This is a genomic window from Ralstonia nicotianae (genome assembly GCF_018243235.1).
In the GTDB taxonomy this organism is placed as follows: Bacteria; Pseudomonadota; Gammaproteobacteria; order Burkholderiales; family Burkholderiaceae; genus Ralstonia; species Ralstonia nicotianae.
On record NZ_CP046674.1, the window covers coordinates 2,196,153 to 2,221,064 of the forward strand.

The following is a 24,912-nucleotide window of genomic DNA, read 5'->3' on the forward strand; positions in this document are numbered from 1 at the left end:
AGCCGCACCAATAGCGCCGCCCCTGCCACCCACGTACCTATGGTGTGGCTTGCCCGGTGCCTGCGCGCTCAGCAGTGAACGACTTGCACAGATGACCTCGTGGCGCCGGGCCGACACTTATTGCATCGCCGGCAGGCTGCCGATACGGACCAGCATCTCGGTGAACATCTGCATGTCCAGGTTGAGATCCGGCACTTCCTTGTACTCCTTGGCGTTGTGCGCCGTGTACTTCTTACCCGGCATGGCCGGCCCGAAGTTGATGGCATTGGGCATCAGCTTGGCCGCGGTGCTGCCAGCCGTCGGCACCGGCCTGGCATCCAGGCCGGTGGTCTCGCCATAGATGTTCAGCAGCGTTGCAAGCCATGCGCCCTTCGGGTCGCGCGCCATCCAGTTGCCCTGATCGTGGCTGATCTCCACAGCGATGCGGCTGGCGCCGGCCCAGGCGTTGATCCTGCCGGCAATCTCACCGCGCAGGGCATCGGGCGTCTTGCCGCGTGGCATGCGCACGTTGACGGCCACTTCGACGCGGCCGTTCCTGTCGCCGATCGCATTGGGCGACATCGTCAGCGGCCCCATGAAATCGTCCTTGTAGGCGACACCCATCGGATTGCCAAGGTAGTCCGTCCCGTACAGATCGGTCAGGTAGCGCACGGCATGGGCATAAGCGTTGTCGGCCAGGTCGAGGCCGGCCGCGCGCAGGAACAGCGCCAGGCGCGGCAGCGGGTTGACGCCCTCCTCCGGCCGCGAGCCGTGCGCGGACGCACCGGTCACCTTGACGATGACACTGTCTGCGCTGCGCGTGACATCAATGGAGAACGCGCCTTGCGCGGCGAGGCCGCGGACGAAGGCATCGCGCTTCGCCTCCAATGCGGCAGCCGCTGCGCCCAGGTCACCGCCCTTGAGCGTTACGGTGGCGGTCTGGGGCACGGCGTTGGCCGAAGCGGCGCCCGTCATCGCCACGATAGCGAGACGGCTCATGTCCACCGGCAACGCGGGGAACGCCACTTTCAGCGCACCCGGGCCCTTCTCGGCCACCACGGCGGGATACTTGCTGTCGAGCACGATGTTGTACGCGGGCAGCCGGGTGCGCTCGCGGTAGTACTTCATGCCGTCGCCACCGGTTTCCTCAGTGGTGTCGATCATGAGCCGGATCGTCCGCGCGAGCGGCACACCGCTGTCCTTAACGGTCTTCATCGCATACAGCGCGGCGGCAACCGACCCCTTGTCGTCGATGGTGCCGCGCCCATACAGCAGGTTGCCAACACGCGTCACCTTGAACGGATCGAGCCGCGTACCGTCGTCCAGCACCCACTCCTCGGCACGCGCGGGCACCACATCGGCGTGCGTCAGAATGCCGAATTCGTCCTGACCGGTGCCGGGCAGCGTGATTTCGAAGACCCGGTGATCGACATTGCGGTAGCGCAGGCCGAAATCGCGTGCCATGCCTTCAACCAGCTTGCCGAATGCAACGATGGCGGGGCTTTCGTACTGCGGAATCCTGTCGTCGCGCACCGTAGGCAGCGCGACCATCTTCTCGATCGAGGCGATCGCCGCCTGCTGGTTGTGCAGGCGGTTGTACAGGCCCAGCAGCCGGCCGATGTTGACCAGATCATCGCCGGTGAGCGGCGACTGCCGCCGGTAGGCGGCAACACTGCCGGCGACCACGGGATCGGCCTTGGCAGCGGCCTCTAGAAAATCCGGCAGGTCGGACGATGCGGCGCTCGACTGCTCTGACAGGGCCAGCGCATCCAGCTCGGGCTTCTTGAGCGTGGCGGCACCGGCGGCCATGGCCAGCGACAGCCCCAACACCAAGGCGCACAGACCGGAGCAGGTGGTACGTTGCATCGAAACGGTTCCCTGAAAGCGAGCGAAGGCAGCATCATAGGCGGGATGCCCAGCCCGCGCATCCTCGGAGCGGCAATGCGGGACGGCAGGCTATGCTTGAGACTTTCGCAGGAGGCCGCCGCATGGAACCACACCTGGATACCGATCCCGCCCTGCTCGACGTGCTCGAGGAACTGCGGCGGCTGGAACCCATCTTCCACCGCCCGGAACACGGCACCCGCCGCGAGGATTTCGAGCGGATGACCGAAGACGATTTCTGGGAAGTCGGCGCATCGGGCCAACGCTACAGCCGCAGCTACGTGCTCGGCGTGCTCGATGCCCGGCACGGCCATATCGGCGACGCATTCTGGCAAACGAGCGACCTGCGCTGCCAGGCCATCGCACCCGACAACTATCTGCTGACCTATACGCTGGTCCAATCGACCCGGACAACGCGGCGCGCAACGATCTGGCGGCGCACCGCCGAAGGCTGGAAGATCGTCTACCACCAGGGAACGGTGGTAGCTGTGTAGCGAAATGCGACCGGAAAAAGCAAAAAGCCCGCTGATGCGGACTGTGTTGACGGAATCCTGGGATGGCTGATGGGACTCGACCCCACGACGACCGGAATCTCCATCTGAACCGCCAGGCACGCCTCTCTAGAAGGTACCGCGGGTGGATGATGGAAATATTCTGGTCGAATATACGTGTCATCCCCAAACCTCATGGGAAGGCGGCTCTATGGAAAATCCGCCATTCCCTGACCCAAACGGACCGATCCGCATGGATGCACAGCCCCACCTACAGCGAGCCGCGCAAATCGCCCGTGACGCCGGAACCCTGCTGGTCTGCGCCATGCTGCTGGCGAGCGGAGTGGCCCTGCTCGCCGGCATCGTCATGGCGATCCTGTCCAGCTTCCCCTACCCGTGAGCGCGGAAAGAACTGAGCGAATACCAGCAGCCAGAACAGCTGCATCACCATGCCGGTAAAACTCAGCATGTTTTCGAAGATGCAAAGCAGCACCAGCGTATTCAGCGTGGCAATCGCCGGCACGGCATAGGATGAACCGCCCAGAAGCCAGGTGAACACTCCGACAACGCCCGCCAGCGCGAAGAACATGATGGCGGCCCCAACCCAACCCATGTACGAGAACGCCCGCGCGTAGATGCTGGCTGCATTCAGCGTCGGCGCGACCCGGGCCACATCCTCGCGCGGAACGTCCATCGCTTCCAGGATCCGCTTGCCGATGAAGTCGGGCACCAGCTCGGCGGCCGCGAATTGCACGGCGCTCCCATTGGGGCGCTCACCGGCATCCACCGTGTTCTGCAGGTTTGCCAGCGGCGACGTGACGTAAATGTACGTCCACAAATAGGGCGTTGGCACAATCGACTTTTTGAACGCGCTGGACGGCTGCCCCACTTCCTCAATCGCGCCTGGCGAGCGGATATCCCCAAGCACGCCAAAGGCATACAGCGCGCCGATCCCCAAGACGACGCCCACGATCATTGAGCGCAAACGAGGCATGCCATGGTGCGACAGCCAGATGAAGCCGAAAGCGATCAGCGACATCATGGCCGTTCCGCGCGTGAAGGTGAGGACCGAGAATGCCAGCGGAATCAACGCATCAACCAGGTACCGCGTGCGCCGACTGATCAGGAAATCGGAAAACCTGACGGCGGCATAGGCCGACGAGAACGTCACCAGAATCACATGGAAGGTCGGGATGCCGAACTGGCTGTAATCGAAGTCACTGCCGGCCGCGACCATGAAAAGCGGAATGCCGCCTGCATATGCGATGTCGGCAATCATGCCGACCACCATCGCTTTGGTCATCCAACCGGGAAGAGCGGATTTCCGGCGACGCACGCATGCAAGACGCGGCCACACCACCGCAGCCAGCGGAAGCGCGGCCAGGAACGTCCAGATGAAGAACGACACCACGTCGCCGGACAGCCGGGGATAGAGGGTCGACCAGTCGAAGCCGTAGGCCAGCAGCGTACCGCCGAAGGCAAGGATGTAGACGATGAAAGGGTTGACCATGGCTGCTCCTACGAGGCGGCCATGATACAGGAGGGCCAACCAGGAACGTAGCGTTGGCCCCGTTGACCGGATAGTTGAGGGGCCCAGAAACGAAAACAGCGCCTGTCGCAGGCGCTGTTTTTTTAAGAAACCTTGGGGTGGCTGATGGGACTCGAACCCACGACGACCAGAATCACAATCTGGGACTCTACCAACTGAGCTACAGCCACCGTCGTTCGAGCAGCGAACCGCTGCTCGGCGAAAAACAAAATTATACAAACATTCTTCTGACGTGACTAGAGGGCTGCGCAATATTTATGGGGCGACCGCCTCTTCATCCGCCTCCGCGCCGCGGCGCAGGTGCGCGCGCGCCGTCTCGAACAGGGCTCGCGCGTCGTCCGGCGTCTTGACGCGGCCAAGCGCCTTGGCGTCCGACAGCACGCGCCGCCAGCCCCGGGCGCCGGCCACGCCGCGATACAGCCCCAGCATGTGGCGCACCGCCGCGCCGGCATATCCGCCCCGCGCCACCCAGCGGCCGATGTAATCGATCATTGCGTCTTCGACCTCGGCGCGCGTGGGCGCGACCGCGTCGGCACCGTAGTAGCGCGCATCGAAGCCCGCCATCAGGTGCGGGTGGTGATAGGCCTCGCGGCCGATCATCACGCCGTCGACGTGGGCAAGATGCGTGTCGATCTGCTCCAGCGTCTGCACGCCGCCGTTCAGCAGGATCTCCAGCCGCGGGAAATCACGCTTGAGCTGGTAGACCACCTCGTAGCGCAGAGGCGGGATCTCGCGGTTCTCCTTCGGGCTCAACCCCTTCAGGATGGCGTTGCGGGCGTGCACGATGAAGGTCTCGCAACCGGCCTCGGCGATGGCGCCGACGAAATCGCGCACGAAGTCGTAGGTCTCGATCGCGTCGATGCCGATACGGTGCTTGACCGTGACCGGGATCGACACCGCATCGCGCATCGCCTTGACGCCATCGGCCACCAGCTTCGGCTCGGCCATCAGGCACGCGCCGAACGCACCGCGCTGCACGCGCTCGGACGGACAGCCGCAGTTCAGGTTGATCTCGCGATAGCCCCAGCGCTCCCCCAAGCGGGCGGACTGCGCCAGGTCGTCGGGTTCGCTGCCGCCGAGCTGCAGCGCAACCGGGTGCTCCGCCTCGTCGAAGTCGAGATGGCGCGGCACGTCGCCGTGCAGGAGCGCGCCGGTGGTCACCATTTCCGTGTAGAGCCAGGTGTGGCGGGAGATCTGGCGATGGAAGTAGCGACAGTGGCGATCGGTCCAGTCCATCATCGGGGCAACGGACAGGCGACGCGGATTCGGCGTAGAGCGTTCAGCAGACACGGCAATTCGGTAATTCGGTTCAGGCGCGCAAGTTTACCGGTTCTAGTCCGACAGCCCCAGCAGCGGATGCTGCTCGCGCCGCCACGGCGATGCGAAGAACGCGGCCACCTCGTCTTCGCGCACGGCGTCGACGCTGGCGTGCTGCCACCGGGGCGCATGGTCCTTGTCGACGGCCAGCGCGCGGATGCCTTCGATGCCGTCGCCAGCGTCGAACACGCGCGCCATCATGTCCAGTTCGCGGCGCAGTTCGTCGGCGAGCGTGGTGTGGCGGCCGCGGCGGATCTGCTCGAGCGTGACCGCCATCATCAGCGGTGAGCGCCGGGCCATCTGCTGCCCGGTCTGCGCAGCCCAGCCGGCATCGGGGCTGCCGGCCAGGTCGGCGAGGATGGCGGGCACCGTGGCCTGGCTAAAGCACGCGTCGATGGCGGCACGGTGCGGCGCGATCACGGCCCGGGTCGCGTCGGGATCGGTCGCGGCCTCGGCGAAGCAGGCGGCGATCTGCTCGGCGCGCTGCCAGGTGCCGTCGCGCAGGCGGCGGACCACGGCGGCCAGAGTGTCCGCCGGCACATGGCAATCGGCCAGGCCGACCGACAACGCGTCCGCCGCGTCGATCACCTGCCCGGTCACCCCCAGGTATTCGCCCACGTGCCCCGGCAGGCGCGCCAGGAACCAGCCACCCCCGACATCGGGAAACAGGCCGATGTTGGTCTCAGGCATGGCCATGCGCGTGCGCCCGGTCACCACGCGCAGCGAAGCGCCCTGCGAGATGCCCATGCCGCCGCCCATCACCACGCCGTCCATCAGCGCGATATAGGGCTTGGCGTAGCGGAAGATCAGGTGGTTGAGGCGGTATTCCTCGGCGAAGAAGGTGATCAGTTGCGGATCGCGCGCGGTGGCGGCGCGGTGGAAAAAACGGATGTCGCCCCCGGCGCACAGCGCCTTGCCGCCCTCGCCGCGCAGGATCACGGCGCGCACCGCCGGATCGTGCTGCCACGCCATCAGCGCATGCGACAGCGCGCGAATCATCTCCAGCGACAGCGCATTGAGCGCCTGCGGCCGGTTCAGCGTCAGCCAGCCGATGCCGCCGTGCACCTCGGCGATCACGTGGGCCTGGGTGTCGGTCTGCGTGGCGGCGGAAACAGTCGAGGAAGCGGTCGATGCGGTGGATTCCATGTCTCGCGTCTGTGCCTGTCGTTACGGGAATGACGGCTCGCACTGTACACGAGCCGGCAGGTTTGCGAGGAAGGGCTCTAGCCGGCCCTCTTTGCGGACGCACGCGTTGGGCGTATAGCTGCCGGCTGGAGACGCGCCATCATCACAACCATCCCGATGCCCACCGCCAACGGCGCCGCCGGCGCGCCCCATTTCGACCCGGGGCTGATCTTGCTGGCCTTCGCGCCGGTGTTCCTGCTGACCATCGCCGCAGAAGCGTGGTACTGGCGGCGGCACCGCGACCCCACCGTCTACCGCCGCAAGGACACCGTTTCAAACGCCTGCCTCGCACGGATGCACCAGGCATCCGATGCCTTCTTCCTGTGGCTGATGATCAAGACCGCGTATGCGTGGGTGTATGCGCACGGCCTGCGCGCGATGCCCTAGACGGGGTGGTCGTTCGCCCTGCTCCTGCTGCTGCAGGATGGTCTCTATTGCGGTTTCCATCGCGCCGCCATCGCGTGCGCTGGATGTGGGCGTCGCACGTGACGCATCACGCGTCGGAAGGGATGCACTTCTCGACCGAGTTCCGCCAGAGCCTGACCTACCCCATCTCGGGGATGTGGCTGTTCTGGCTTCCGCTGGCATGGATCGGCTTCACGCCGGACTGGGTGATTGCGGTGGCGCCCGGGTTCGAATCCCCACCCTGAGAGCAGGCAAGAAAAAAACGCCCCGACGGATCGGGGCGTTTTTATCGGCAGATCGGCGCGCGATCAGACCGCTTCTTCACGCGAGGCGCGCTTGCGCTCGTGTTCCTTCAGGTGACGCTTGCGCAGACGGATGCTCTTGGGCGTGACCTCGACCAGTTCGTCGTCGGCGATGAATTCCACCGCGTATTCCAGCGACATCTGGATCGGCGGCACCAGGCGCACGGCCTCATCGGTGCCCGAAGCACGCACGTTGGTCAGCTGCTTGCCCTTGATCGGGTTGACGACGAGGTCATTGTCACGGCTGTGGATGCCGATGATCATGCCTTCGTACAGCGCATCGCCGGGCGACACGAACATGCGGCCGCGATCCTGCAGCTTCCACAGCGCGTAGGCCACGGCAGCGCCGTCGTCCTGCGAGATCAGCACACCGTTGTGGCGCTCACCCAGGTCGCCTTCCTTGACCGGCGAGTAGTCGTCGAAGATGTGGCTGATCAGGCCGGTGCCGCGCGTCAGCGTCAGGAACTCACCCTGGAAGCCAATCAGGCCGCGCGCCGGAATGCGGTATTCCAGGCGGGTCCGGCCCTTGCCGTCCGACGCCATGTCGAGCAGCTCGCCCTTGCGGCGGCCGAGCTCTTCCATCACGCCGCCCTGGTGGCCGTCTTCCACGTCCACGGTCAGGCGCTCGAACGGCTCGTGCTTCACGCCGTCGATTTCCTTGAACACCACGCGCGGACGCGACACGGCCAGCTCGTAGCCCTCGCGGCGCATGTTTTCCACCAGGATGGTCAGGTGCAGTTCGCCACGGCCCGACACTTCGAAGATCGTGTCGTCGCCGGTGTCCTTCACGCGCAGCGCCACGTTGGACTTCAGCTCGCGGTCCAGGCGGTCGCGCAACTGGCGGCTGGTGACGAACTTGCCTTCGCGGCCCGCCAGCGGCGAGGTGTTGACGCAGAAGTTCATGGTCAGCGTCGGCTCGTCCACCTTCAGCATCGGCAGGGCGTCTTGCGCGTCCGGCGCGCACACGGTGCAGCCGATGCCCAGCTCATCAATGCCGTTGATCAGCACGATGTCGCCGGCTTCCGCTTCCTGCACCAGCTCGCGCTCCAGGCCACGGAACTTCAGCACCTGGTTGACGCGGCCCTTGATCGGGGCACCTTCCGGGCCGAACTTGACCACCACGTCTTGCAGCGGACGCACGCGGCCGCGCGTGATGCGGCCCACGCCGATCTTGCCGACGTAGCTCGAGTAATCGAGCGAGATGATCTGCAGCTGGAACGAGCCGTTCGGGTCGTCGTTACGCTGCGGCACCTTGTCGAGGATGGTCTCGAACAGCGGCTTCATGTCGCCGCTGCGCACGTCGTCGGTCAGGCCGGCATAGCCGTTCAGGCCCGAGGCGTACACCACCGGGAAATCGAGCTGATCATCATTGGCGCCCAGCTTGTCGAACAGGTCGAAGGTCTGGTTGATCACCCACTCCGGACGGGCGCCCGGACGGTCCACCTTGTTGATCACGACGATGGGCTTCAGGCCCAGCGCCAGTGCCTTGCGCGTCACGAAGCGCGTCTGCGGCATCGGACCTTCCACCGCGTCCACCAGCAGCAGCACGCCGTCGACCATCGACAGCACGCGCTCCACTTCGCCGCCGAAGTCGGCGTGGCCCGGGGTGTCGACGATGTTGATGTGCGTGCCGTTGTACTCGACCGCGCAGTTCTTGGCCAGGATCGTGATGCCGCGCTCTTTTTCGATGTCGTTCGAGTCCATCACGCGCTCGGCGATCTGCTCGTTCTCGCGGAACGTGCCGGCTTGGCGGAGGAGCTGGTCGACCAGCGTGGTCTTGCCGTGGTCAACGTGGGCAATGATGGCGATGTTGCGAAGCGCGCGCATGGATATGAACTCGGAAACGACGTGACACGAGCCAAAAATGGGGGGCGAAAAGGCGGCTCGCGGAATAACCCAATATTCTAGCATGCTGCAATGCGCAACAGATGACATGTCAACACGAAAGCCGAGAACGATTCTCAAATGGTGATCCATGAATCGCCAATTATTTCTGTATCCGCAATCACCTATTCAGTACCTTGCCCTTTAGTGCGCTGGTTCGTATATTTGTCCGGACAATGATTGCGCATACATAAGATGTCCGGACAATCAAGACCCGCCACCGAAACCGCTCCCGGCGCCCTGTTCCGGGTGGAGGACTACCGCATGTGCGAAAGCGTGGGCTACCTCCTCGGGCGCGCCAAGACGGCGCTGTCCATGGCGATCGAACAGGAAGTCACGCTGATGGACGTGACGCACTCCCAGGCCAGTTGCCTGATGCTGCTCGCCAACGGCCGCTGCCAGACCGCCACGGACCTCGGCCGGGAACTGAACACCGACATCGGCTCGCTCACCCGCATGCTGAGCCGCATGGAGAAGCGCGGCCTGATCGAGCGCATGCGCAGCGAATCCGACCGGCGCGTCGTCCACCTGGCGCTGACCGACGCCGGCCGCACGCTGGCCGAGCGCATGCCGGCCATCTATACGCAGGTGCTCAACCGCTTCTTTGCCGGCTTCACGCAGGCCGAGGTGAAGACCCTGCGCGGCCTCCTGCGGCGCGCGCTCGACAACGGCACCGACGGCGCGCGGATGCGCCCCTCCGGTGCCTGACATCGCGTTGCCCCCGACTTTCCGCTACCCGACATGGCTCCGCATACCAACATGAACGCCCCCACATCCACCCCGCGGGCACGCGCCGCGCACTGGCCGGCGCGCCTGGCCGTGGCGCTGAGCGCCATCGCCCTGGCCGCGCTGGCCGGCTGCGCCGACTTCGGCAACGCGCACAGCACGCAGACGCTCACCGCGCCCGGGCAACTGGCCAGCGACAGGACGCTGCCGTCGCAGGGCGGCCAGTGGCCGTCGCAGAACTGGGTGGACCAATTCAACGACCCGCAACTGCGAGCGCTCGTCGACGAGGCCATCCACGACAGCCCGAACCTGCAGGTCGCCTTCGCCCGCGTGCGGGCCTCCCGCGCCATGGCCGACGCGGCGCGCGGCGACCTGTATCCGAGCGTCGGACTGGATGCGGAGATGACGCGCCAGCGCTTCTCTTCGTATGACCTGTTCGAAGGCACGCCGCTGGGCGGCAACTGGGTCACCGAGTCGAAGATCCAGCTCGGCGTGAGCTACGACCTCGACTTCTGGGGCAAGAACCGCGCCGCGCTGGAATCCGCGCTGTCGGACGACAAGGCCATGGAGGCCGAGAGCCAGGCCTCCCGGCTGATGCTGTCGACCTCGGTGGCACGCACCTATGTCAAGCTGGCCGCGCTCTACGCCCAGCGCGACGTGGCCGAGCGGACCATCGCGCAGCGCCGCGAGCTGGTGTCGCTGTCGGGCCAGCGCCTGCGCGCCGGGCTGGATACGCAGGTCGAGACCACGCAGGCGCGCGCCAACATCGCCGCCGCGCAGACCGAACTGGAGCAGGTGGACGAGCAGATCGCCCTGGCCCGCAACCAGCTCGCCGCGCTGCTGGGCAAGGGTCCGGACCGCGGCCTCGCCATCGCCCGGCCGACCCTGCTGGCACAGCCCACGCCCAAGCTGCCGGACCACCTGAGCATCGACCTGATCGGCCGCCGCCCGGACCTGGTGGCCGCGCGCTGGCGCGTCGAGGCCACCGCCAAGGACATCAACGTGGCCAAGGCCCAGTTCCTGCCCGACATCAGCCTGACCGCGTTCCTGGGCCTGGCCTCCATCGCGCCCGAGAACCTGCTGCTGGGCAACGCGCGCCAGCTGGGCATCGGCCCGGCGCTGCGCCTGCCGATCTTCGAGGGCGGCAAGCTGCGCGCCAACCTGCGTGGCAAGTACGCCGGCTACGACGCCGCCGTGGCCAGCTACAACCAGACGCTGACCGAAGCCCTGCACGACACCGCCGACCAGATCACCTCGCTGCACAGCATCGACACCCAGATCGACATCCAGCGGACCGCGCTGGCCGAAGCCGAGCGCGCCTACAGCCTGGCCCGCACACGTTACGGCGCCGGCCTCGGCACCCAGCTGACAGTCCTGAATGCCGAGAGCACCGTGCTGCAGCAGCGCAGGCTGGCCGCCCTGCTGCAGGCGCGCCGCCTGGATGCCCAGATGGCCCTGATCAAGGCGCTCGGCGGCGGCTACACCGCCGAAGCCCTGCCCGGCGCCACGCCCGACACCCGCACGACCGGCGACGCCGCCCAGATCGCGCCGTCGCACAGCTGAACCGAACCGAGCGTTCCAACGCCTTCTTTCGAGCCCACATCATGAGTGACAACACGCCCCAAGCCGCCCCCTCCGCTGCCCCCGCGCCGGCAGCCCCCGCGGCCATCCCGAACGGCAGCGGCAACGGCAAGCGCAAGCGCATGCTGACCACCCTGGCCGCTGCCCTGGTGGTGGCCGGCATCGGCTACGGTCTGTACTGGGGCCTGTATGGCCGCTGGTTCGAGTCGACCGACGATGCGTACGTGCAGGGCAACGTGGTGCAGGTGACGCCGCAGGTCGCGGGCACCGTGGTCGCCATCCGCGCCGACGACACGCAGCTCGTCACCGCGGGCCAGCCGCTGATCGAGCTGGATCGCGCCGATGCCCGCGTCGCCCTGGAACAGGCCGAGGCCGCGCTGGCGCAGGCGGTGCGTCAGGTGCGCACGCTGTATTCGAACACCGGCGCCTACACCTCGACGCTCGCCATGCGCGAATCCGACCTCGCCAAGGCCAAGGAAGACCTGGCCCGCCGCAAGCAGATCGCCGGCACGGGCGCGGTATCGCAGGAAGAGATCGCCCACGCGCAGACCTCGCTGCAGGCCGCCGAGGCCGCCGTCGAGACCGCCCGGGAGCAACTGCAGGCCAATCGCGTGCTGACCGAGCAGACCACGCTGGAGCGCCACCCGAACGTCCTGCAGGCCGCCGCCAAGGTACGCGAGGCCTACCTTGCCTATGCGCGGACCAGCCTGCCCGCCTCGGTCACGGGCTATGTCGCCAAGCGTTCGGTGCAGGTCGGCCAGCGCGTGGCCCCGGGCACGCCGCTGATGGCGATCGTGCCGCTCGACCAGCTGTGGGTCGACGCCAACTTCAAGGAAGTGCAGGTGCGCCACATGCGGGTCGGCCAGCCGGTCGAACTGGTGGCCGACGTCTACGGCAGCAGTGTGACCTACCATGGCAAGGTGGTCGGCTTCTCGGCCGGCACCGGTTCGGCGTTCTCGCTGCTGCCGGCGCAGAACGCCACCGGCAACTGGATCAAGGTGGTGCAGCGCCTGCCGGTGCGCGTCTCGCTCGATCCGAAGGAACTCAAGGACCATCCGCTGCGCGTGGGCCTCTCGATGGAAGCCCGCGTCGACATCCACGATGAGGGCGGCCAGAGCCTGGCCTCGACGCCGGCCACCCCGCCGCTGCAAACCTCGGTGTACGACCAGGCCGGCCAGGAAGCCGATCAGGTCATCGCCAGCATCATCGCCACCAACGCCGGCCGCGGGGCCGCCAGCGCACCGGCCGGCGCCGGTGCGATCGCCCCCGCTTCGTCGTCGCGCGCGGCACAACCCGCCCCCAAGGTCTGACCCATGACAACCGCCACGCCCCGGCCGCTCCAGCCCCTGACCGGCGCCAAGCTGGCGATCGGTACGGTGGCGCTGTCGCTGGCCACCTTCATGAACGTGCTGGATTCGTCCATCGCCAACGTGTCGATCCCGGCCATCTCGGGCGACCTCGGCGTCGCGCCGAACCAGGGCACGTGGGTCATCACCTCGTTCGCCGTGGCCAACGCCATCTCGGTGCCGCTCACCGGGTGGCTGACGCAGCGCTTCGGGCAGGTGCGCCTGTTTGTCACGTCGATCCTCCTGTTCGTGCTGTCGTCGTGGGCGTGCGGGCTGGCGCCCAACATGGGCACGCTGATCGCCGCGCGGATCCTCCAGGGCGCGGTGGCCGGCCCGATGATCCCGCTGTCGCAATCGCTGCTGCTGTCCACGTATCCGCCGGCCAAGAGCTCGATGGCGCTGGCGCTATGGGGCATGACCACGCTGGTCGCGCCGATCATGGGGCCGATCTTCGGCGGCTGGATCTCGGACAACATGACCTGGCCGTGGATCTTCTATATCAACATCCCGGTCGGCATCCTGGCCGCCTATGCGACCTGGGTCATCTATAAGGACCGCGAATCGCCCACGCGCGCGCTGCCGATCGACCGCATCGGCCTGGCGCTGCTGGTGATCTGGGTCGGCTCGCTGCAGCTGATGCTCGATCGCGGCAAGGAGCTCGACTGGTTCAACTCGGCCGAGATCGTCACGCTGACCGTGGTGGCCGTGGTGGGCTTCGCCTTCTTCCTCGTGTGGGAGCTGACCGAAGACCACCCGGTGGTGGACCTGACGCTGTTCAAGGGCCGCAACTTCAGCGCCGGCGTGGTCGCCATCTCGGTAGCGTACGGGCTGTTCTTCGGCAACCTCGTCATCCTGCCGCTGTGGCTGCAGACCATCGTCGGCTACACGGCCACCGATGCCGGGCTGGTGATGGCGCCGGTGGGCATCTTCGCCATCCTGCTCTCGCCGGTGATCGGCAAGAACCTGCCGAAGATGGACGCGCGTTGGGTCGCGACCACGGCCTTCATCACCTTCGCGCTGGTGTTCTGGATGCGCTCGCGCTTCACGATCCAGGTCGACACCTGGACGCTGATGGTGCCGACGCTGATCCAGGGCGCGGCCATGGCGATGTTCTTCATCCCGCTCACGTCGATCATCCTGTCGGGCCTGCGGCCCGAGCGGATTCCGGCCGCATCGGGCCTGTCGAACTTCGTGCGGATCATGTTCGGCGGCATCGGCGCGTCGATCTCGACCACGGTGTGGGACAACCGCTCCGCCCTGCATCACGCGCAACTGGTCGAGCGCGCCAACCCGTACAACCCGGCCTACGCCTCGTCGCTCGGCGACTACACGCAGATGGGCATGCCCAGCCTGCAGGCCAACGGCGCGATCGAGCGGATCATCTCGCAGCAGGCCGCAATGATGGGCGCCAATGACATCTTCTGGATTTCGGCGGTGCTGTTCATCGTGCTGATCGCCCTGATCTGGCTGACGCGACCCGCGAAGTCGGCGGGCGGCGCGGAAGCGGCGGCGGGCGCGCACTGACACGGCCGCGCATCCCGGCCCAAGAAAAAAGCGCCACACATTGCCGCGTGGCGCTTTTTTGATTCCGGCACCGCGTTGCTCAGAGATGCACGAGGCGTTCAGGCCGCAGCACGCCGCCCTGCCACGCCGCCACGCCCAGCAGCGAGGCACCGGCCTCGCCACGCGCGCCATAGACCCGCACCTGCTCCGCACTGGGCAGCGACAGCTGCAGCGGCAAGCGCTGCCCGTGCAGGAAGCGGCGGCTGTCCTCGGCGCCGAGCTCGACGCGCGGCAAGGTCTGCAGCAACGCATCGACCGGCGCCAGCAGCGCGGCACGCTGGTCCTCGGACGCCGCCTCCAGCGCTTCCAGCGTCACTGCGCCGTCCAGCGTGAGGCTGCCGACCTGCGTGCGGCGCAACGCGACGAGGTGGGCGCCACAGCCCAGCCCCTCGCCGAGATCCTCGCCGAGCGTGCGGATGTAGGTGCCCTTGCTGCAGCACACGCGCAAGGTCACCGTCGGCGCGGCGGCATCGAGATCGGTGGCCAATACGTCGATGGCGCGGATGGTCACCCGGCGCGCCGCGCGCTCGACCGTCTGGCCGGCGCGCGCATATTCGTACAGCGGCTTGCCGTCCTTCTTCAGCGCCGAATGCATCGGCGGCACCTGGTCGATCTCGCCGACGAAGCGGCCGATGGCGGTGCGCAACTGCTCGGGCGTCACCGCCACGGGCCGCTCGCTCAGCACCTCGCCCTCGGCATCCGCCGTGCTGGTCCGGATGCCCAGGCGCACCACGGCCTCGTACGTCTTGTCGGCCTCGAGCAGGTCTTGCGAGAACTTGGTCGCCTCGCCGAAGCACAACGGCAGCAGGCCGGTCGCCAGCGGATCGAGCGTCCCGGTATGCCCGGCCTTCTTGGCCCACAGCAGGCGCTTGGCGCGGATCAGCGCATCGTTGCTCGACCAGCCGATCGGCTTGTCCAGCAGCAGCACGCCGTGCACGTCGCGGCGCGGCTGTTTCGCCTGTTGGGGCGGGCGTTGCTCGGTCATCGTCAGTCGTCTTTGGCGCGCGAGGCGTTGGCCTGATCGATCAGCCGCGACATCTCGATGCCGCGCTCGACCGAACCGTCGTAGTGGAAATGCAGCGTGGGCACGGTATGGATGTGCAGGCGCTTGAACAGCAGCGAGTGCAGATAGCCGGCCTTCTCGTTCAGGATGGCGGCGGCGGCATCCGGTTCGGCGCCCAGCACGGTGAAATAGATCTTTGCGTGCGCGTAGTCCGGCGTGAGCGACACCGATTGCAGCGTCACCAGGCCCATCGCCGGGTTCTTGATTTCGCGCTGGATCAGCTCGGCCAGATCGCGCTGGATCTGGTCGGCGATGCGCAGGTTGCGGCCCGAGGCCGATCCCGATTTCTTCGGCATAGTGTGTTCCTCGACACGGTGGACGCCCGGCGGCAGCCTGCGCCCAAAAGACAAAACGGTGGCGCGGGACGCGCCCGGGCCACCGTCGCAAAACCACGCCGGACGCCGAAGCGTCCGGCCACAGCGTTACAGCGTACGCGCCACCTCGGTGATCTCGTAGATCTCCAGCTGGTCGCCTTCCTTGACGTCGTTGAAGTTCTTGATCGACAGGCCGCACTCGAAGCCTTGCTTCACTTCCTTCACGTCGTCCTTGAAGCGCTTGAGCGACTCCAGCTCGCCCGAGAAGATGACCACGTTCTCGCGCAGCACACGGACCAGCGACGAACGCTTGACGACACCGTCCAGCACCATACAGCCGGCCACCGCGCCCACCTTCGGCACGTGGAAGACCTGGCGCACCTCGACGAGGCCGGTGGTCTCTTCCTTCCTCTCCGGCGACAGCATGCCCGACATCGCCGCCTTCACCTCATCCACGGCGTCGTAGATGATGTTGTAGTAGCGGATGTCGATGCCCTGATGCTCGGCCAGCTTGCGCGCCCCGGCATCGGCCCGCGTGTTGAAGCCGATGATGACGGCCTTCGACGCGGTCGCCAGGTTGACGTCGGATTCGCTGATGCCACCCACCGCACCGTGCACGACCTGCACGCGCACTTCGCCGGTCGACAGCTTGTTGAGCGCATGCACCAGCGCTTCCTGCGAGCCCTGCACGTCGGCCTTGATGATCAGCGGCAGCGTCTTGACCTCGCCTTCGCTCATCTGCTCCAGCATGGTCTCGAGCTTGGCGGCCTGCTGGCGAGCCAGCTTGACGTCGCGGAACTTGCCCTGGCGGAACAGCGCGATTTCGCGCGCCTTGCGCTCGTCCGGCAGCACGATGACTTCCTCGCCGGCGCCCGGCACTTCCGACAGGCCCTGGATTTCCACCGGAATCGACGGACCGGCTTCCTTGGCCGGCTTGCCGTTCTCGTCCAGCATGGCGCGCACGCGGCCATAGGCCGTGCCCGCGAGCACCACGTCGCCGCGCTTGAGCGTACCGCTCTGCACCAGCACCGTGGCGATCGGACCCTTGCCCTTGTCCAGCTGGGCTTCCACCACCAGGCCCTTGGCCGCCGCGTTGATGGGCGCCTTCAGTTCCAGCACTTCAGCCTGCAGCAGCACGTTTTCCAGCAGGTTCTCGATGCCCTGGCCGGTCTTGGCCGACACCGGCACGAACGGCGAATCGCCGCCGTACTCTTCCGGAATCACGCTCTCGCTGACCAGCTCCTGCTTGACGCGATCCGGGTTGGCCTCGGGCTTGTCGATCTTGTTGATCGCCACCACGATGGGCACACCGGCCGCCTTCGCATGGGCGATGGCTTCCTTCGTCTGCGGCATGACGCCGTCGTCGGCGGCCACCACCAGGATCACGATGTCGGTCGCCTTGGCGCCGCGCGCACGCATGGCCGTGAAGGCCTCGTGACCCGGCGTGTCCAGGAACGTGATGACACCGCGCGGCGTTTCGACGTGATAAGCGCCGATGTGCTGCGTGATGCCGCCGGCTTCGCCCGCCGCCACCTTGGCGCGACGGATGTAGTCCAGCAGCGAGGTCTTGCCGTGGTCGACGTGGCCCATCACGGTCACGACCGGCGGGCGGGCCTCGGCCTCGACGTTCTGCTGCTCCTGCACCCCTTCGACCAGCAGCGCTTCCGGATCGTCCAGCTTGGCCGCGACCGCCTGGTGGCCCATTTCCTCGACCACGATCATCGCGGTCTCCTGGTCCAGCACCTGGTTGATCGTGACCATCTGGCCGAGCTTCATCATCTGCTTGATGACCTCGGCCGCCTTGACCGCCATCTTGTGCGCCAGTTCGGCCACGGAGATGGTTTCCGGCACGTGCACTTCACGCACGACCGGCTCGGTCGGCGCCTGGAAGGCGTTGCGGTTGTCGTCGCCATGGCGGTTGCGGCCGCCCTTGGAGCCACGCCAGCCGTCGACGCCGCCGCCCGTGTCGCCACGAGTCTTCAGGCCGCCGCGCTTGTTGCCGCGCGCATCGTCCTGCCAGCCGCCGGGCTTGCCGCCACGGCCGCCCTTCTTGTCGCCGGCCGGCGTTGCCGCCGGGGCCGCAGCCGGAGCCGCCGCCTTCTTGGCTGCGGGCGCGGGACGCGCTTCGCCGGCCGCCTTGACCGGCTTGTGCAGCGTGCCCGACTGCTCCGCCTTCTTCTCTTCGGCCTTGCGCTCGGCTGGCGTCTTCAGCACGCGCGCCGGCGCATTCATCATTTCGCGGATGGCGCGGGCCTCGGCCTCGGCCGCCTCGCGGCGCTTGCGTGCACCGTCTTCCTCAGCCTTGATCTTGTCGGCTGCGGCGCGTGCCTCTTCGGCGGCCTTCTGCGCAGCTTCACGCTCGCTGGCCAGACGCGCGGCATCCTCTTCCGCCTTGCGGCGCGGGGCTTCGTCCGACGCTTCCGCTGCAGCGCGGGCAGCTGCGGCCTCCTCTTCCGCCTTCTTGGCGGCGAGTTCGGCCTGGCGACGCTGCTCGGCTTCGGCCGCCTCCTGGCGGGCGCGGCGCTCGGCTTCCTCGCGCTCCATCGCCTCCTGGCGGGCCTTCAGCTCGGCCTCCTGGCGCGCCAGCAGTTCGGCCTGACGACGCTGTTCTTCCTCGCGGCGCGCGACTTCCTCGACGTCGACCACCGGAGCAGCGACCGGCGCCGGGGCTTCCGCCTCGGCCGGCGCGGCACCCGCCTCATCGCGCTTCATCAGCACGCGCTTTTTGCGCACCTCGACCTGCACGGTGCGAGTCTTGCCGGTGGCGTCCGCCTGGCGGATTTCGCTGGTCTCGCGCTTGGTGAGCGTGATCTTCTTGCGCGCGCCATCCTCGGCGCTGCCGTGAGCCCGCTTCAGATAGTCGAGCAGACGCGTCTTGTCCGATTCGGTGATGACGTCTTCGGGCGTCGCCTTTTGCACGCCCGCGGCCTGCAACTGCTCCAGCAGCGCGGCTGCGCTACGGTTCAGTTCGCCAGCGAGTTGGGCAACTGTTGTGCTTGCCATTCAAACCCTTTCGATGCTTGGTTTCAGTGAGGATTGCGGAACGTTCAACGCTCGGCAGGCTCACGAAAACCAGTGTTCACGCGCCTTCATGATCAGCGCCTTGGCCTGTTCTTCGTCGACGCCGGTCATGTCGACCAGTTCGTCCACGGCCAGCTCGGCCAAGTCGTCACGCGTCTGGATGTTCCCCTCGGCCAGCTTGCCGATCAGCTCCGGGGTCAGCCCCTCGAGGTCGCGCAGGTCTTGCGACACCTTCTCGACCTTCTCTTCCTTTGCCAGCTCCATCGTCAACAGCACGTCGCGGGCGCGGTTGCGCAGTTCGTTGACGGTGTCTTCGTCGAACGCCTCGATCTCCAGCATTTCCTGCAGCGGCACGTAGGCCACTTCCTCGAGCGAGGTGAAACCCTCTTCGATCAGGATGTCGGCGACTTCCTCGTCCACGTCCAGCTTTTCCATAAACAGCTTGCGCACCGTGGAGCTTTCCTCCGCCTGCTTCTGCGCGGATTCGGCCGGCGTCATGATGTTGATCTGCCAGCTGGTCAGCTCGGACGCCAGGCGCACGTTCTGCCCGCTGCGACCGATGGCGACGGCGAGGTTCTCCTCGTCGACCACCACATCCATGCTGTGCTTTTCTTCATCCACGACGATGGACTGCACCTGTGCCGGCGCCAGCGCGCCGATCACGAACTGCGCCGGGTCTTCCGACCACAGCACGATGTCCACCGCCTCGCCGCCGACTTCGTTGCGCACCGCGGTCACGCGCGTGCCACGCACGCCGACGCAGGTACCGATCGGGTCGATGCGCTTGTCGTGCGCCACCACCGCGATTTTCGCACGCACGCCCGGATCGCGCGCGGCTGCCTTGATCTCCAGCAGACCCTGCTCCATTTCGGGCACTTCGTTCTCGAAGAGCTTGATCAGGAACTCGGGGCAGGTGCGCGACAGCTCGATCTGCGGGCCACGTGCGGTGCGGTCGACGTTCAGGATGTACGCACGCACGCGGTCGCCCGTGCGCAGGTTCTCCTTCGGAATCATCTGGTCGCGCGCAAGCAGTGCCTCGACACGGCCGGATTCGACGATCAGGCCCTTCTTGTCGGCACGCTTGATCGTGCCGGTCATGATCTTTTCGCCGCGCTCGAGATAATCGTTCAGGATCTGCTCGCGCTCGGCATCACGGATGCGCTGCAGGATCACCTGCTTGGCCGCCTGCGCACCGATCCGGCCGAATTCGACCGACTCGATCTGCTCTTCGATGAACTCGTCGAGATTGATGCCGGGATTCTGCTCGCGGGCCTCGAACAGGAGAATCTGCTTGTCCGGCTCCTGCAGACCGGCATCGTCGGGAACGACCAGCCAGCGGCGGAAGGTTTCGTGTTCGCCCGACTCGCGGTCGATCGCCACGCGCACCTCCACGTCCTCTTCAAAGCGCTTCTTGGTCGCCGAAGCCAACGCGGCCTCCAGCGCCCCGAACACTACATCTTTGTCGACGTTCTTTTCACGCGCAAGCGCATCGACGAGCAACAGAACTTCGCGGCTCATTGCTTGTTCCCTTTGTTTCGATTTCCTTTGAAGTCCAGCACAGGCACCAGCCGGGCGCGATCGAGCTCCGACAGCGTGAATTCCAGCAGTGCGGGGCCATCCTTGCCCTCGAATTCGAGGCCGATCCGTTCCTGGCCGGGCTCCCCCGCGGGAGCCTGAACAATGCCTGTGAAATTCTTCTGGCCGTTGACCGGCAGGCGCAACGTCACCTTGGCCTCCAGCCCCGCGAACCGCGCAAAGTCCACCAGCGTGCGCAACGGCCGGTCCAGCCCCGGCGACGAGACTTCCAGCCGCTCGTAGTTCACGTTTTCGACTTCGAATACGCGCGTGAGCTGGTGGCTCACTTTTTCGCAATCCTCAATGACGATGCCGGTTTCCGCCTGATCGATGTACACGCGCAGCAACCCGGCCGGCGCACGTTCCACTTCCACCAGCTCATAACCCATAGCGGTGAGGGTTTTTTCAATCAGATCAGTCAGATGCACGTTTTTCCTGAAGAATTTCCCGGTGCTGCCAACCTGCCGAAGCAAAAAAAAATGGGCGCAATGCCCATATCATTCGCCCATCTTCTGCAGGATGACTTTTGATTAGACTCGTATTGTAATGCGTCTCGGGGCAAAACGCAAAATGTGCCCCAAGACGCCCGCCGGATTGTGGCGCAGCGGCGTATAACGCACGCAACGCCGCCGCCGTCAGCGCTTGCCGCGCTTGCTGCCGCCACGCGCCTTGTTGCCGTTCGGCAAGCCGCCACCACCCTTGGCCGGACGCTTGTTGCCCGGCGCACGGTTGCCATTGCCGCTACCACCGCTATTGCTGTTGCCGGCACCCGGCAGGCCACGGCCACCGCCCATGCGGGTCCGCGCGGTCAGCGTGGTCGGTCCGCCAACGTTGATGTAGCCCATCGAGGTCTGCATCGGGTCCGGCTGACGCGGGTTGGACTGGCGACGCGGAGCCGGCATCGCACGGTTGCCGTTTTCGATACCCTGGCCGCGCGACTGGAACGTCGCCTCGCCCGTGAAGCCCGACGACATCGGCCCCATCAGCACCGGCTGCGCCTCGCGGCGACGGTTACCCTGTCGGCCACCCTGACTACCCTGGCCGCCGCTGGCACTTGCCGAAGGCACTTTCAAGCCCAGCAACCCCATCAGCCCCCGGACATCCTCGGCCGACACCTCCTGCCAGCGGCCGCGCTTGAGGCCGCGCGGCAGCACGAAACTGCCATAGCGCGTGCGGATCAGGCGCGACACCGTCAGGTTGACGGCCTCGAACATGCGGCGGACCTCGCGGTTGCGACCTTCGGTCAGCGCGACGTGGTACCAGTGATTGACGCCCTCGCCACCGCCATCCGCGCAGCGCAGGAAATTCGCTTCGCCGTCATCCAGGCGGATGCCCTGCAACAGTTTCTGGCGGTCGGACTCCGGCAGCTCGCCCAGCGTGCGCACCGCATATTCACGTTCGACGCCGTAGCGCGGATGCATGAACCGATTGGCGATATCGCCCGACGTGGTGAAGATCAGCAAGCCTTCAGTGTTGAAGTCCAGGCGGCCCACGGCGACCCACTTGCCGGTCTTCATGCGCGGCAGGGAATCGAACACGGTCGGACGGCCCTCGGGATCAGACTGGCTGACGATCTCGCCGGCCGGCTTGTGATACAGCAGCACGCGCGGCGGCTTGCTCGGCAGCTTGCGCTGAATGAGCTTGCCGTTGACGCGCACCTGATCGGTCGGCAGGATGCGCTGGCCAATATGCGCCGGCAAGCCGTTCACGGAGACGCGGCCCTGCAGGATCAGGTCTTCCATGTCGCGACGCGAGCCCAGGCCCGCATCGGCGAGAATCTTGTGCAGCTTCGGGGCGTCGTCCTCGGCAGTGAGTTCGCGCACCTTGGTCGACTGCGGCGCGCCGCCCACATCCGCGTCAGCATCATAGGCGCCGGAAATCACGTACTGGAAGACGTCCTCGGCACCCTTGCCGCCCTTGCCCCGGCTCTGGCCGGCCGCCTTGCCTTGCCCCTTGGCGCCACGGGTCGGGCGGGCGTTCTTACCCCGGCCGCCGTTGCCGCCGCCGGCATTGCCGCCCTGACCTTCCGCGCGATCGCCGGCCGGCTGGCCCTCAGCCTGGCGGCGGCCCTTGCCGAAGCGGCCACGCGCTCCCCGACGCTCGGCCGAGGCCTCCGCCGCGGACGGCCGCCCTTCCGCCGACAAACTCATCGCCTCCGGAATGGCCACAACCTCGCCCGCTGCGGCATTCGCCTCTTTCGGCTTGCGGCTGCGCGGTGCGCGAGCCTTGCGCGGCGCTTGCGCGCCTTCGCCGGCGCTCGCCGCACCCTCGCCCGCGGGCTCGCCTTCGGCGCGGCCCTCATGCTGCTGCCGCCGCGCGGCGACTAGGTTGCGCAGGCCGCGGCGCAGACCCTTGCGGCGCGGCGCGGACGATTCCTCGCCCTCTCCGGCGCCATCCTGGCGAGGCGCCGCTGCATTGGCATCGGCCGACATACGTGTATCCATGGAATCTGGCAGGGTACTCACAGCGTCATTCAGATCAAAAAGGGGTTCAGGCCATGCACCGGTCGCGCGGCAGACACGGCCTATGGATGTTCGTTGCCGGTAGCCGCCTTGCGGTCACCTTCCGGCGTGGCGTGGGATTCGGCGGCGGCCGTCGGCACCTCGCCTTCGGCTCGAGCCACCGGAAGCTCCGTTGCGGCGACATCGACAACCGCATGCGGCTCCACCTCGGGCGACGCCGCATCCGCCGCGACTTGCGCGCCGAGCCGTCCGACGGCCGAAGCCATCGCCGATGCTTCCGCAACCTCCGGCACGGCATCCCCTGCCGGTGCGGCCGCATCGCCGGCCGGCGCCGACGCCGCCCCCTCCGCGGGGGCAGCGTCGGCGCTCGCGTGATCGACCATGGCGGTCAGCGCTTCGACGGAGACCGTGCCGCCCTCGAATTCGATCGCGCCCTGCTCCAGCAGGCTGGCCTGGGCCTGGGCCCGGGCGTCTTCGAGCGGCGGCAGCTCGTCGAGCGAGCGCAGGCCAAGATCGTCGAGAAACTGCTTGGTGGTGGCATACAGCGCCGGGCGGCCGGGCACATCGCGATGGCCGATCACCTCGACCCAGCCGCGGTCCTCGATCTGCTTGATGACCTGGGTGTTGACCGTCACGCCGCGGATGTCTTCGATATCGCCCCGCGTGACAGGCTGGCGATAGGCGATGATGGCCAGCGTCTCCATCACGGCACGCGAGTACTTGGGCGGCTTTTCCGGATGCAGGCGATCGAGATAGGCCCGCATTTCCGGCCGGCTCTGCAAGCGCCAGCCCGAAGCCAGCGCCACCAGCTCCACACCGCGGTCGAGCCAGTCCTGGCGCAACTCTTCAAGCAGCACACGGATAGTGTCTGCCGAGACGTCTTCGTCGAACAGCTTACGCAAGTCGCTGACTCGCAACGGATCCTGCGCGCAGATCAGCGCGGTCTCGAGGACGATTTTCGCCTCTTGGGTATTCATCGGGTTGAGCGGCTCGTCATTGCTCGCGCACGGCACATGCCGTCACGCTTGAAAGTTTCCGTTCCGCCGCGATTACGCGGCATGCTGAATATGCTGCTGCCCGCCCGGGCCCGGCGCGCGTCGGCCGTTTGGCCTCGCACCGAAACACAGTGGCTGTTGCCCACTAAAGGGCCGGAGGAGCGAGTTGATCCGGTGCCAGTCGGCACCACAAGGGCAATTTCTACCGCCGCCATGGGGACGGCTGCTGCACCGGACGGCTGCCTCAGATGACCGGCGACCCGCCCGAATCGACAGTCCAGGGCGGCTGGGCCACCGGACAGCTTCGCCTATCGCCGCGCTTGGGATTTTGATCTGCGCGACCGGTGGCGAGTCGAATTGCGGTTGATTGTAGGCCATATTCCGGCGCGGCCGCAACCGGGAATATCGCCTAACCGCAAAGCCGGCAGCACCGCCGCCCCTGATGTCGGGCCAAACGGTCAAAGTACCAGGCAGAATCCATGTGCGTTGAGCATCTCGGGCAGCCACGCGGCACACACGAGTCCCCAGATGCCGAATGCGGCGATTCCGATGCCCGCGACACCGCGAGCCCAGCGCATCCGCGACACGCCACGCAACCATCCGGCCACGCCCGACATCATCAGCAGGTTCGGCAGCGTACCCGCGCCGAACGCCAGCATGACCACCGCCCCCGATGCCGCGTTGCCCGCCAGCAACGCGACGGCCAGCGCGCCATAGACCATGCCACAAGGCACCAGCCCCCAGGCCAGCCCGGTCAGATACCGGCCCGCCAACGGAAAACGCGCACGCAGCGACGACGCGCGCACCCGCGAGGCAACGGCCGCCAGCCCGCCGGACAGGCGCCCAAGTATGCGTTCGAGCCAGGCGCCACGCCAGACATCGGCAGCCGTGCGCGACAGCAGAAGCACCCCATAGGCGAGCAACAGCGCGCTCGCCAACGCAAACAGGCCACGCTGGATGGGCAGCCACTGCTGCCGCCACACCGTCGCGCCGAGTGCGCCCATCGCGGCCCCGAGCAGCGCGTAAGTGGTGAGCCGCCCCAGATGCATCACCAGTTGCTCGAACCACAGCCGGCGACGCGAAACGATGCGCACGGCAGGCTGCGCGCGCTCCGCGGCAAGCGCAATACCGCTGCACATGGCAAGGCAATGCACGCCGCCGAGCAACGCAATCAGAAAGACACTCAATAATGCTGCCGCACTCATGAACCGGGCCTCGACCGAACCGGCGCAAATCGTGGAGGATTGCTGTCGTAGTTCAAATGAAATTC

Annotated in this window: 18 protein-coding genes, 1 tRNA gene and 1 pseudogene; 6 read left to right on the forward strand and 14 right to left on the reverse strand. The window is 66.7% G+C overall.

The features are described from left to right. Positions 1-117: 117 nt before the first annotated feature. The gene (locus GO999_RS09910) at positions 118-1,845 is read right to left on the reverse strand and encodes a dipeptidase (protein WP_211906192.1); all 1,728 of its coding nucleotides are present in this window, start codon (positions 1,843-1,845) and stop codon (positions 118-120) included. 122 nt (positions 1,846-1,967) lie between these two features. Between GO999_RS09910 and GO999_RS09915 the strand changes: the two genes are divergently transcribed. Then, positions 1,968-2,357 (forward strand): nuclear transport factor 2 family protein, encoded by a 390-nt coding sequence (locus tag GO999_RS09915; RefSeq protein ID WP_011001250.1) that lies wholly within the window; start codon positions 1,968-1,970, stop codon positions 2,355-2,357. 268 nt (positions 2,358-2,625) lie between these two features. On the opposite strand, the gene GO999_RS09920 is transcribed toward GO999_RS09915, so the two are convergent. From GO999_RS09920 to GO999_RS09935, 4 genes are all read right to left on the reverse strand, one after another. Continuing rightward, positions 2,626-3,864 (reverse strand): O-antigen polymerase, encoded by a 1,239-nt coding sequence (locus tag GO999_RS09920; protein ID WP_011001249.1) that lies wholly within the window; start codon positions 3,862-3,864, stop codon positions 2,626-2,628. Positions 3,865-3,997: 133 nt separating this feature from the next. Next, positions 3,998-4,073: transfer RNA gene (locus GO999_RS09925), tRNA-His, on the reverse strand. An 85-nt stretch (positions 4,074-4,158) separates the two neighbouring features. Then, positions 4,159-5,142 carry a tRNA dihydrouridine(20/20a) synthase DusA gene (gene dusA / locus GO999_RS09930; protein WP_019718077.1) on the reverse strand — a complete coding sequence of 328 codons (984 nt, stop codon included), beginning with the start codon at positions 5,140-5,142 and terminating at the stop codon, positions 4,159-4,161. Positions 5,143-5,235: 93 nt separating this feature from the next. Continuing rightward, complete coding sequence (locus GO999_RS09935; RefSeq protein WP_011001247.1) at positions 5,236-6,366, reverse strand: enoyl-CoA hydratase/isomerase family protein; 1,131 nt, start codon at positions 6,364-6,366, stop codon at positions 5,236-5,238. Positions 6,367-6,522: 156 nt separating this feature from the next. Between GO999_RS09935 and GO999_RS09940 the strand changes: the two are divergent. Next, positions 6,523-7,022, forward strand: a pseudogene (locus GO999_RS09940) (sterol desaturase family protein); the annotation flags it as partial. A 96-nt stretch (positions 7,023-7,118) separates the two neighbouring features. Here GO999_RS09940 and typA read toward each other — a convergent pair. Further along, a complete protein-coding gene (typA, locus tag GO999_RS09945) occupies positions 7,119-8,939 on the reverse strand; it encodes a translational GTPase TypA (protein WP_011001245.1) in 1,821 nt (606 codons plus the stop codon). Between the two features lie 252 nt (positions 8,940-9,191). Between typA and GO999_RS09950 the strand changes: the two genes are divergently transcribed. The 4 genes from GO999_RS09950 to GO999_RS09965 are packed head-to-tail and all read left to right on the forward strand — an operon-like array spanning position 9,192 to position 14,173. Beyond that, a complete protein-coding gene (locus tag GO999_RS09950; protein WP_016722089.1) occupies positions 9,192-9,704 on the forward strand; it encodes a MarR family winged helix-turn-helix transcriptional regulator in 513 nt (170 codons plus the stop codon). A 51-nt stretch (positions 9,705-9,755) separates the two neighbouring features. After that, complete coding sequence (locus GO999_RS09955) at positions 9,756-11,285, forward strand: AdeC/AdeK/OprM family multidrug efflux complex outer membrane factor (RefSeq protein WP_020831759.1); 1,530 nt, start codon at positions 9,756-9,758, stop codon at positions 11,283-11,285. Positions 11,286-11,326: 41 nt separating this feature from the next. Next, positions 11,327-12,613 carry an HlyD family secretion protein gene (locus GO999_RS09960; protein ID WP_211906193.1) on the forward strand — a complete coding sequence of 429 codons (1,287 nt, stop codon included), beginning with the start codon at positions 11,327-11,329 and terminating at the stop codon, positions 12,611-12,613. Between the two features lie 3 nt (positions 12,614-12,616). Then, positions 12,617-14,173 (forward strand): DHA2 family efflux MFS transporter permease subunit, encoded by a 1,557-nt coding sequence (locus GO999_RS09965; RefSeq protein WP_028860491.1) that lies wholly within the window; start codon positions 12,617-12,619, stop codon positions 14,171-14,173. 79 nt (positions 14,174-14,252) lie between these two features. On the opposite strand, the gene truB is transcribed toward GO999_RS09965, so the two are convergent. From truB to GO999_RS10005, 8 genes are all read right to left on the reverse strand, one after another. Continuing rightward, positions 14,253-15,197 carry a tRNA pseudouridine(55) synthase TruB gene (gene truB, locus GO999_RS09970; protein WP_211906194.1) on the reverse strand — a complete coding sequence of 315 codons (945 nt, stop codon included), beginning with the start codon at positions 15,195-15,197 and terminating at the stop codon, positions 14,253-14,255. 2 nt (positions 15,198-15,199) lie between these two features. Further along, on the reverse strand, positions 15,200-15,571 hold the full coding sequence (rbfA, locus tag GO999_RS09975) for a 30S ribosome-binding factor RbfA (RefSeq protein ID WP_011001239.1): 372 nt from the start codon (positions 15,569-15,571) through the stop codon (positions 15,200-15,202). A gap of 126 nt (positions 15,572-15,697) precedes the next feature. Next, a complete protein-coding gene (infB, locus tag GO999_RS09980) occupies positions 15,698-18,592 on the reverse strand; it encodes a translation initiation factor IF-2 (protein WP_029240290.1) in 2,895 nt (964 codons plus the stop codon). Positions 18,593-18,652: 60 nt separating this feature from the next. Next, positions 18,653-20,128, reverse strand: coding sequence for a transcription termination factor NusA (nusA, locus tag GO999_RS09985; RefSeq protein ID WP_118940573.1), 1,476 nt, complete (start codon positions 20,126-20,128; stop codon positions 18,653-18,655). After that, positions 20,125-20,613 carry a ribosome maturation factor RimP gene (gene rimP, locus GO999_RS09990; RefSeq protein WP_011001236.1) on the reverse strand — a complete coding sequence of 163 codons (489 nt, stop codon included), beginning with the start codon at positions 20,611-20,613 and terminating at the stop codon, positions 20,125-20,127. Before rimP ends, nusA begins: the two co-directional genes overlap by 4 nt. Positions 20,614-20,820: 207 nt before the next feature. After that, positions 20,821-22,617, reverse strand: a complete 1,797-nt coding sequence (locus GO999_RS09995) for a pseudouridine synthase (protein WP_071011242.1) — start codon at positions 22,615-22,617, stop codon at positions 20,821-20,823. Positions 22,618-22,709: 92 nt separating this feature from the next. After that, entirely contained in the window at positions 22,710-23,624 is a 915-nt protein-coding gene (gene scpB / locus GO999_RS10000; protein WP_011001234.1) for an SMC-Scp complex subunit ScpB, read from the reverse strand. A 476-nt stretch (positions 23,625-24,100) separates the two neighbouring features. After that, complete coding sequence (locus GO999_RS10005; RefSeq protein WP_071089325.1) at positions 24,101-24,847, reverse strand: sulfite exporter TauE/SafE family protein; 747 nt, start codon at positions 24,845-24,847, stop codon at positions 24,101-24,103. Positions 24,848-24,912 lie beyond the last annotated feature (65 nt).

What these genes read in the sequence shown, in the direction of transcription:
- GO999_RS09910 (WP_211906192.1), bottom strand. Translation starts at nt 1,845, where the DNA reads ATGCAACGTACCACCTGCTCCGGTCTGTGCGCCTTGGTGTTGGGGCTG.
- GO999_RS09915 (WP_011001250.1), top strand. Translation starts at nt 1,968, where the DNA reads ATGGAACCACACCTGGATACCGATCCCGCCCTGCTCGACGTGCTCGAG.
- GO999_RS09920 (WP_011001249.1), bottom strand. Translation starts at nt 3,864, where the DNA reads ATGGTCAACCCTTTCATCGTCTACATCCTTGCCTTCGGCGGTACGCTG.
- dusA (WP_019718077.1), bottom strand. Translation starts at nt 5,142, where the DNA reads ATGATGGACTGGACCGATCGCCACTGTCGCTACTTCCATCGCCAGATC.
- GO999_RS09935 (WP_011001247.1), bottom strand. Translation starts at nt 6,366, where the DNA reads ATGGAATCCACCGCATCGACCGCTTCCTCGACTGTTTCCGCCGCCACG.
- typA (WP_011001245.1), bottom strand. Translation starts at nt 8,939, where the DNA reads ATGCGCGCGCTTCGCAACATCGCCATCATTGCCCACGTTGACCACGGC.
- GO999_RS09950 (WP_016722089.1), top strand. Translation starts at nt 9,192, where the DNA reads ATGTCCGGACAATCAAGACCCGCCACCGAAACCGCTCCCGGCGCCCTG.
- GO999_RS09955 (WP_020831759.1), top strand. Translation starts at nt 9,756, where the DNA reads ATGAACGCCCCCACATCCACCCCGCGGGCACGCGCCGCGCACTGGCCG.
- GO999_RS09960 (WP_211906193.1), top strand. Translation starts at nt 11,327, where the DNA reads ATGAGTGACAACACGCCCCAAGCCGCCCCCTCCGCTGCCCCCGCGCCG.
- GO999_RS09965 (WP_028860491.1), top strand. Translation starts at nt 12,617, where the DNA reads ATGACAACCGCCACGCCCCGGCCGCTCCAGCCCCTGACCGGCGCCAAG.
- truB (WP_211906194.1), bottom strand. Translation starts at nt 15,197, where the DNA reads ATGACCGAGCAACGCCCGCCCCAACAGGCGAAACAGCCGCGCCGCGAC.
- rbfA (WP_011001239.1), bottom strand. Translation starts at nt 15,571, where the DNA reads ATGCCGAAGAAATCGGGATCGGCCTCGGGCCGCAACCTGCGCATCGCC.
- infB (WP_029240290.1), bottom strand. Translation starts at nt 18,592, where the DNA reads ATGGCAAGCACAACAGTTGCCCAACTCGCTGGCGAACTGAACCGTAGC.
- nusA (WP_118940573.1), bottom strand. Translation starts at nt 20,128, where the DNA reads ATGAGCCGCGAAGTTCTGTTGCTCGTCGATGCGCTTGCGCGTGAAAAG.
- GO999_RS09995 (WP_071011242.1), bottom strand. Translation starts at nt 22,617, where the DNA reads ATGTCGGCCGATGCCAATGCAGCGGCGCCTCGCCAGGATGGCGCCGGA.
- scpB (WP_011001234.1), bottom strand. Translation starts at nt 23,624, where the DNA reads ATGAATACCCAAGAGGCGAAAATCGTCCTCGAGACCGCGCTGATCTGC.
- GO999_RS10005 (WP_071089325.1), bottom strand. Translation starts at nt 24,847, where the DNA reads ATGAGTGCGGCAGCATTATTGAGTGTCTTTCTGATTGCGTTGCTCGGC.